The sequence below is a fragment of the Streptomyces sp. N35 genome (assembly GCF_016464295.1).
GTDB lineage: Bacteria > Actinomycetota > Actinomycetes > Streptomycetales > Streptomycetaceae > Streptomyces.
The window spans coordinates 5553-13521 of sequence record NZ_JAEIMH010000141.1; the positions used below are offsets into that span (position 1 = coordinate 5553).

The 7969-nt window shown below is 70.3% G+C and carries 6 protein-coding genes; 4 read left to right on the plus strand and 2 right to left on the minus strand.

Annotation, left to right across the window (positions count from 1 at the left end; all coding sequences use genetic code 11):
- Nucleotides 1-220: 220 nt before the first annotated feature.
- A complete protein-coding gene (locus tag JAO81_RS40075; protein ID WP_199552937.1) occupies nt 221-1015 on the minus strand; it encodes a TetR/AcrR family transcriptional regulator in 795 nt (264 codons plus the stop codon).
- Nucleotides 1016-1407: 392 nt separating this feature from the next.
- Between JAO81_RS40075 and JAO81_RS40080 the strand changes: the two genes are divergently transcribed.
- The 3 genes from JAO81_RS40080 to JAO81_RS40090 all read left to right on the plus strand — a co-directional run bounded on the left by JAO81_RS40080 (nt 1408) and on the right by JAO81_RS40090 (nt 5561).
- Nucleotides 1408-2790, plus strand: coding sequence for an NAD(P)/FAD-dependent oxidoreductase (locus JAO81_RS40080; protein ID WP_199552938.1), 1383 nt, complete (start codon nt 1408-1410; stop codon nt 2788-2790).
- A 290-nt stretch (nt 2791-3080) separates the two neighbouring features.
- On the plus strand, nt 3081-4709 hold the full coding sequence (locus tag JAO81_RS40085; RefSeq protein ID WP_199552939.1) for a SpoIIE family protein phosphatase: 1629 nt from the start codon (nt 3081-3083) through the stop codon (nt 4707-4709).
- A 255-nt stretch (nt 4710-4964) separates the two neighbouring features.
- Nucleotides 4965-5561, plus strand: coding sequence for a tetratricopeptide repeat protein (locus JAO81_RS40090; protein ID WP_199552940.1), 597 nt, complete (start codon nt 4965-4967; stop codon nt 5559-5561).
- A 22-nt stretch (nt 5562-5583) separates the two neighbouring features.
- Here the strand turns inward: JAO81_RS40090 and JAO81_RS40095 are convergent, their stop codons facing one another.
- The gene (locus JAO81_RS40095; protein WP_307814191.1) at nt 5584-6903 is read right to left on the minus strand and encodes an MFS transporter; all 1320 of its coding nucleotides are present in this window, start codon (nt 6901-6903) and stop codon (nt 5584-5586) included.
- A 118-nt stretch (nt 6904-7021) separates the two neighbouring features.
- On the opposite strand from JAO81_RS40095, the gene JAO81_RS40100 reads away from it, so the two are divergent.
- Nucleotides 7022-7543 (plus strand): MarR family winged helix-turn-helix transcriptional regulator, encoded by a 522-nt coding sequence (locus JAO81_RS40100; protein ID WP_199552941.1) that lies wholly within the window; start codon nt 7022-7024, stop codon nt 7541-7543.
- Nucleotides 7544-7969 lie beyond the last annotated feature (426 nt).

Consider the following 7969-nt stretch of genomic DNA (forward strand, 5'->3'; position numbering starts at 1 on the left):
CCCCCCGTGCCGCCCCCGCCGGGGTCGGGGGGGAAAACCAAGTCCGCCCCCTGACACCGGGAAAGACTGTCACACCAGGGATCTCCACCGACCCCGGATGCACAGCAACCACTCATCCGAGGTGACTTACGGCGGCGTATCACTTGGATTCACTCGTTCGGGGAAGCCTTAACCGGCCATCGGTGCAGGCAAGTTGGCGCAAACCCGAACGTACGGCCGCCTAACGCCCAGGCCGCGACCGCAGCCCTTCGAGCAGGATGTCGAGCAACCGCGCCGAAGCCGCCGCCTGCTGCGCCGCGTCCGGCAGCGAAGGCGCCGCCGTGGCGATCACGAGCAGAACGTCCGAGACGGTCACATCCCCGCGCAGCTCACCCGCCGCCCGCGCCCGCTCCACCAGCTGGCCGACCACCTCGAGCAGCGCCGCCGCCCCGGAGTCGTCCGCCTCGTCGGCGGGTGTCCCGCGCTGTTCCACAAGCCGCAGATCGGGCCCCGCGGCCGACTGCCGCTGCTGCGGCACCCGGGCATCGGCGAACTCGTCGGCCGAGCTCGCCTCGTCCCCCTCCTCCGCCACCCCGACCCGCAGCACCTGCGGCGGCAGCAGCCGCCCGGCGCCCGAGGCCACGGAGGTGCGCAGGAAACGGGACAGCGCCGACCACGGCTCGTCCTCCTGGCCGAGAGCGGTGCGGGCCTGGTCGGTCAGCCGGGCCGTCTCCTCCTCGGCAATGCGTCGTACGAGCACGTCCTTGCTCGGGAACCGCCGGTAGACGGTGCCCACGCCGACCCGTGCCCGCCGCGCCACGTCCTCCATGGGCGCGCCGTAGCCCAGCTCGCCGAACACCTCGCGCGCGGCACGCAGAACGTGCTCGAGATTGCGCTGGGCGTCGACCCTGAGCGGTGTCGTACGGCCGCCGTCGGCGCCGCGGCGTATCGCCCCGTCGCCCACCACAGCGGTCGTCGCAGAAGATGGGGCGGCAGAAGCAGAAGCCGCGCCCCAACGTGAATCACGCATGTGCATAACCGTTCCCCCGGTAATGACGTCTCCCCCCGGAGACTCTCCCCGCCTTGTCGATCGGTGTGCGCGGACTGTCCGCGAACCTGACGCGCCGCGCCGCTCGCCCCCTGCTCGCGAACCATGCGCATCGCGCCTGAAGTCGTACACCCCCCACACCCCGACGACACACGAACATAGTTGAGCCGGGGTCAATTCAGAAGGGGCCAGTTCCGCACGGAGCGCCCCCCGATCGGAGTACGCACCGGTCCGTCCCTGTTTCGCCCTGCGCGCCGGTCGCTTCGGCTCCTCGTTGACCTGCGCATTTTTCCAACGCGGGCCGCCCGCGGGGGCCGCGCCGGACGGTCACACCTTTTGCCGGGCCTGTGGACAAACCCGTGACGCGGGTGCCTCATGGGATGGTGACGGCTGATTCCCGCGGGACGACCCCCGCCCCCCAAGCGCGCATCCTCGTCATCGGCGGGGGCTATGTCGGTCTGTACACCGCGATGCGTCTGCAGAAGAAGCTCGCGGCCGAACTGAAGGCGGGCACGACGGAGATCGTGGTGGTCACGCCCGAGCCGTACATGACCTATCAACCCTTCCTGCCGGAGGCGGCCGCGGGCTCCATCTCGCCCCGCCATGTCGTCGTCCCGCTGCGCCGGGTCCTCAAGCACTGCCGGATCGTCATCGGCGAGGCCAAGTCCATCGACCACGCCAAGCGGACGGCCACCCTCACCACCCTCGCCACCGAGGAGGAGGGCACGGGCCCGATCGAGATCTCCTACGACGAGCTGGTGCTCGCCCCCGGATCGATCTCGCGGACGCTGCCGGTCCCGGGTCTCGCGGAGTACGGCATCGGTTTCAAGACCGTCGAAGAGGCCATCGGTCTCCGTAACCACGTCATCGAGCAGATGGACATCGCCTCGTCGACCCGCGACCCCGCCGTCCGCGCCGCCGCTCTGACGTTCGTGTTCGTCGGCGGTGGCTACGCGGGTGTCGAGGCGCTCGGCGAGCTGGAGGACATGGCGCGGTACGCGGCCCGGTACTACCACAACGTCAGTGCCGAGGACATGAAGTGGATCCTCGTCGAGGCCTCCGACCGGATCCTGCCGGAAGTCGGCCCTGAGATGGGCAAGTACACGGTCAGCGAGCTGCGCCGGCGCAATATCGACGTACGCCTCGAGACCCGCCTCGACTCCTGCGAGGACCGGGTCGCGGTGCTCGACGACGGCTCGCGTTTCCCGACGCGCACCCTCGTATGGACCGCGGGCGTCAAGCCGCATCCCATCCTCGCCGCGTCGGATCTGCCGCTGAACGAGCGCGGCCGCCTCAAGTGCACCGCCGAACTCACGGTGGAGGGCGCCCCGCACGCCTGGGCCGCCGGCGACGCGGCCGCCGTACCGGATGTGACCTCAGAAGACGGCAAGGAGTGCGCCCCCAACGCACAGCACGCGGTGCGCCAGGCCAAGGTGCTCGGCGACAACATCGTGGCCTCGCTCAAGGGGCAGCCGCTCACGAAGTACGCGCACAAATACGCGGGTTCGGTCGCCTCGCTCGGCCTGCACAAGGGTGTCGCGCACGTCTACGGACGCAAGCTGAAGGGCTACCCTGCGTGGTTCATGCACCGCGTCTACCACCTCAGCAGGGTCCCGACCTTCAACCGCAAGGCCCGGGTCCTGGCGGAGTGGACCCTGTCGGGCCTGTTCAAACGCGAGATCGTCTCCCTCGGCTCCCTTGAGCATCCGCGCGCGGAATTCGAACTCGCGGCCGGAGGCAAGCCCCCGAAGGAGTCGTCCTGAACGGATCGAGGAACTCCGTCCCCCGGGCCGGCGTCTGACGGGTGTCGGTTGACGGGTGTCGGTGCCGACGGCCGGATGTCAGTCCGGTCGGCCAGACTGACCGAGCGTCCGGACGACCGACAGCCGGCATCCGCCGGGACCGGCCCCACCGGTCCGGTGACCTGGACCGACCCCACCGGTCCGGTGACCCGGACCGACCACACCAGACCGAGCGGCGCGCCCTGGCCCCCAGGGCCTGCCGCCACGACCAAGGGCACCACGCCCCGACGACCTCCATGAGGCTTCCCTCCGTGAACTTCACGCGCTGGAGCGCCAGGCTCCCCGGTACGCAGCGCCGCGCCGCCGCGCGGTCCGACGACCGGGGTTCCGTGCCCGCCGCCCGAGCCGAGCACGGCTCCGATGCGCCGACCCCCGACGTGGAGGATCTGCCGGTGCGCGAGATCCTCGACCGCATCACCGGCCTCGTGGTCCTGGTGCACGGCCCCGAGCACCGCATCGCCTACGTCAACGAGTCCTACGCCGCCGCCTTCGGCCCCCGCGAGACCGGCGCCCCTGCCGAGGACGCGCTGCCCGAACTGCGCGAGCTGGGTCTGCTGCCCCTCCTCGACCAGGTGCTGCGCAGCGACAAGCCGCGCACGGTGAAGTCCCGCAAGATGCCCTCGGGACGCTCGTACACCTTCACCTGCACACCCCTCACGACGTCCGAGGGCAGCGGCGTGCTCGTCTTCGCCGCCGATGTCACCGACCACGCGGACGCGGCCGAGCGGCTGCGCGCGAGCGAGCGCCGCCACCGCGAGGCCGCCGTCACGCTCCAGCGCTCCCTGCTCCCGCAGAAGCTGGAACAACCCGACGACCTGCGCATCGCCGCCACCTACCAGCCCGGCGGCGCGGACGCGGCGGTCGGCGGCGACTGGTACGACGTGATCACCCTCGGCGGCGGCCGCACCGCCCTCGTCATCGGCGACGTGATGGGCCGAGGTGTCCGCGCGGCCGCCGTGATGGGCCAGCTCCGCACGGCCGTCCGCGCCTACGCCAAGCTCGACCTGCCTCCGCACGAGGTGCTCCAGCTCCTCGACGGCCTGGCCTCGGACATCGATGCCAGCCAGATCGCCACGATGGTGTACGCGATCCACGACCCCCACGAGGCCCGGCTCACGTACGCCTCGGCCGGACATCTGCCGATCCTCGTACGCGATGAACTCGGCGCCCTGCACCGGGCGGAGGAACCCACCGGACCCCCGCTCGGCACCGGGGGCTGGCTGCACGCCTCCGGCACGATGGACTTCCCGCCCGGCTCCACCGCCGTCCTCTACACCGACGGCCTGGTCGAGCGCCGCAGCGAGGACATCGACCACGGCGTCGACCAGCTCGAACGCGCCCTGGCCGGCGCCACCGGCACCCCTCAGGTCATCTGCGACCGGCTGCTGCGCGCGCTCAACGTCACCGCCGACCACGACGACGACGTGGCCCTGCTCGTGCTGCAGAACCCCGAGCACACCGGCTCCGACGCCGAGCTCTTCCGCGGCGCCTCGCTCGACCTCCTCGGCGGCGTCGAGGCCGCACCCCGCGCCCGCGCCTTCGCCACCGGCGTCCTGGCCAGCTGGCGCTTCCCGGCCGAGCTCTGCGAACTGGGCGTCCTGGCCGCCAGCGAACTCGTCGCCAACTCGCTCCAGCACGGCACCCCGCCGATGCGCCTGCGCCTGCGCCGCACCGACCGCCGCCTGATCATCGAGGTCACCGACGGCGACGACCACCTGCCCCTGCGCCGCCGCGCGGAGCCGGTGGACGAGGCGGGCCGCGGCATCGCGATCGTCGCCACGATCGCCTCATCCTGGGGCTCCCGCCGCACTCCGGGCGGCGGCAAGGCGGTCTGGTGCGAGTTCACCCTGAAATCCCCCTCTGGTGCGAGTTCACCCTGAAATCCCCCTCCACATCCCCCTCCACGTCCATCTCCAGCCGGTCCGGCAAACCCAGCCCCTGCGGCGATTGAGCAGATCCGAACGAAGTTCGGATGAAGGGGTCCGGGGCGAAGCCCTGGTTTCGGGAAGGGGCGGGTAGGGGAAAGTTGCCCGCCGCAGGCGCAACCGGCCCGCACTCGACAGCGAGACCGCACCGCACCCGCACCCCCACCCAAGGGGTGCCGCCCAAGCCACCCACAGGCATAGCCTCCGGGCATGGGTTTCCTCGACCGCCTCAGCTCCCCCGAATCCGCCGGCGTCCAACGCGGCATCCGCCAGGCCCAGTCCTTGCTCCACGAGGACCGCCCACAGGAGGCCGAGACCCTGCTACGCCAGGTCCTCGACGTATCCGACAAGGCACTCGGCCCCGCCCACGAACTCTCGGCGACGGCCCGGGTCGTCCTCGCCACGGTCCTGTACGCACAGGGCCGGTACGAGGAGGCGGAGAACGAGGCCCACGACCTGGCGGCCCACCGCGCCCAGCGCCCCGACGACCAGCTGGCGCTCGCGGCCCTCGCCCTGTGCGCCCTGGCCGTACGCGAACAGGGCGACCCCACCGAGGCCCTGCGCCGCCAGGACGAACTGCTCCCCTTCTACGTACGCATCCACGGCCCCGAACACCCGCTCACCCTGAAGCTCCGCGCGGACCGCGCCCACACCCTCAACCGCCTGGAGCGCCACGACGAAGCCGCGGCCGAATGCCGGGACCTCCTTGCGCTCGCGGCGGCCAGCAAGGAACCGACCGCCGCCGCTCTGGCCCGCAAAGCAGAAGACGGACTGGCCGCCGCACAGGCGGGCCAGTCCGTCTCGTAGAACCGCACAGCGGACCCGGCAATCAGACGGCCACGGCCTCCGGCGCCCGCAGAGATCCGATCTCGACGTCTGCCTCTGCCTCCGCCTCGGCCCGCGCCTTCGCCTGAGCCGCCTGCCGCACCGCCCACGGATTGTTCTGCGCCGGCGTCAGCTGCTCGCCGAGCTTCACGGCGAGCAGCGTGATGCCGAGCGAGAAGACGATGAACGTCAGGATGTACGGGGCGTGCAGCTGCGCACCCATCGGCCCGCCGATCGCCGGACCGACCGCCAGGGCCAGTTGCTTGACCAGCGCGAAGGCCGAGTTGTACTGCCCGACCCGCCCGTCCGGCGCCAGATCCGCGACCAGCGGGGCGACGGTCGGCGACAGCATCGCCTCACCGAGACCGAAGAGCGCGTACGTGGAGATGAACGCGGCGGTCGCCATCGCCTGGCTGCCGTGCCCGAGCCCCGCGTACCCCGCGAAGATCCACGCGACGGCCCAGAGCAGACCGACGGCCGCGATCACCTTCGACCGCTTCCGCCGCTCGACGAACTTCAGGACCACGAACTGGGCGACGACGATCGCCCCGGTGTTGGCCGCCAGCGCGAAGCCCAGCGTCGACGGGGATATCCCGGCCGCCTCCACGCCGTACGCGGAGAGCCCGGACTCGAACTGCCCGTAGCAGGCGAAGAACATCACGAAGCCCAGCGCACACAGCTGCACCATCGCGCGGTGCTTGAACAGCTCCCGCATGCCGCCCTTGGCCTGCGGCAGCGCATCGGCGATCCGCGCCTGGCGCGGCAGCTTCACGGTCGCCATCACGACCACGAGCAGCAGGAACATCGACGCCTCGATGGCGAACAGCAGCGTGAAGTCGCTCGGCCGCTCGTGCTTGACGATCTGGCCGCCGATCAGACCACCGACACCGAGTCCGAGGTTCTGCAGGAAGAACTGCGTCGCGAACGCCCGTGTACGGGTCTCGGAGGTCGAGCACTCCACGATCATCGTGGCGAGCGCCGGCTGCATCACGGCCTGACCCGCACCGAGCAGCGCGGCCGAGACGATCACCAGCTGCGGGGTGTTCGCGAGCCCCAGGCTCATCGCGCCGATCGCGGCGGTGACCAGAGCGGCCATGAGCACCGGCAGCGGACCGCGCCGGTCGACCGCACGCCCGGTGAAGGGCAGCACCACGAGGGCCGCGACCGCGAACACGGCGAGCACGAGACCCGCCGTGGTCGCACCGAGCTCCCGCACCTGCGCCACGTAGACGTAGAGGAACGGGACGGTGAAGCCGAGGCCGAACGCGCTCAGCGCGTTGCCCACGTGGATCCGCCGCATCGCGGCACCCATCGCCTGGGTCACTTCTCACCTGCCTTCAAGGGAGGCCTTCAAGCTGAAGACTTCAAAGCTAAACTTAGGAGCTAAAGAGTAAACATCGAAGGCCTTAAGTGCAAAGTGAAGCCGTGCCATACTCCGAGGCATGCCTGACAGCGACGGCACCACCGCACCGGCGAACGAGCCGACGCTCGACGAACAGATCGCGGCCTACCAGCGCGAGTTCGCCGACCTGGACCCCCAGGTCGAGCAGATCGTCTCGGCCCTCGGCCGCCTCAACCGGCGGATGAACGTGGCGTACGGCAGGCAGACCGCGACCCTCGGCATCAGCAACGCCGAGTGGGAGGTCCTCAAGGCCCTGGTCCTGGCCGGCCAGCCCTATCGCATGGGCCCCGGCGACCTGGCCAAGCAGCTCGGCCTCACCCCGGCCGCCATGACCCACCGCATCGACCGCATGGTCGCGGAGGAACTGGTTACCCGTGACCGTGACGAAGCGAATCGCGTACGCGTGATCGTCGGACTCACCGACGCGGGACGGCAGAAGTGGCTGGACGCCATGGAGCTGGCCACGGCCTTCGAGGAGGACCTGCTCCAGGACCTCTCCACGAAGGAGCGCGGCGTCCTGGGCGAGCTGCTGACCCGCCTCCTGGTCCGCGTCGAGAGCTGAACAAGATCGCTTAGCGCGGGGGTTGACACGACCCCGAAGGATCCGTAAGGTTCTTCGGGTTGCCACGGAGCCGGAACGGTTCTGCGGCAGCCACTCTCGCCGCTCACAGCGGCAACCCACAACACATGCACGATTCCTCTGGGATCGAATTCTGTGCGCCTTCGTGCGCCCTAATTCAATTCAATGGGACTCGATCGGCTCGATTATGAGCCGGCCGGAGAATCGGCTAAGGTTCTGGGAGTCGGAACGGCCCAACAGCCGCAAAGACAACCCGAGTTGACCGGGAATCAGGCCCGAAAGGATCTGATAGAGTCGACACCGCCGGAAGGGAAACGCGAAAGCGGGAACCGGAAAGCACCGAGGAAATCGGGCCCGAAAGAGTCTGATAGAGTCGGAAACACCGAAGGGAAGCCCGGAGGAAAGCCC

Bases quoted from the DNA above. Each gene is read 5' to 3' on its own strand.
- JAO81_RS40075 (WP_199552937.1), bottom strand. From the start codon at position 1,015: ATGCACATGCGTGATTCACGTTGGGGCGCGGCTTCTGCTTCTGCCGCC.
- JAO81_RS40080 (WP_199552938.1), top strand. From the start codon at position 1,408: ATGGTGACGGCTGATTCCCGCGGGACGACCCCCGCCCCCCAAGCGCGC.
- JAO81_RS40090 (WP_199552940.1), top strand. From the start codon at position 4,965: ATGGGTTTCCTCGACCGCCTCAGCTCCCCCGAATCCGCCGGCGTCCAA.
- JAO81_RS40100 (WP_199552941.1), top strand. From the start codon at position 7,022: ATGCCTGACAGCGACGGCACCACCGCACCGGCGAACGAGCCGACGCTC.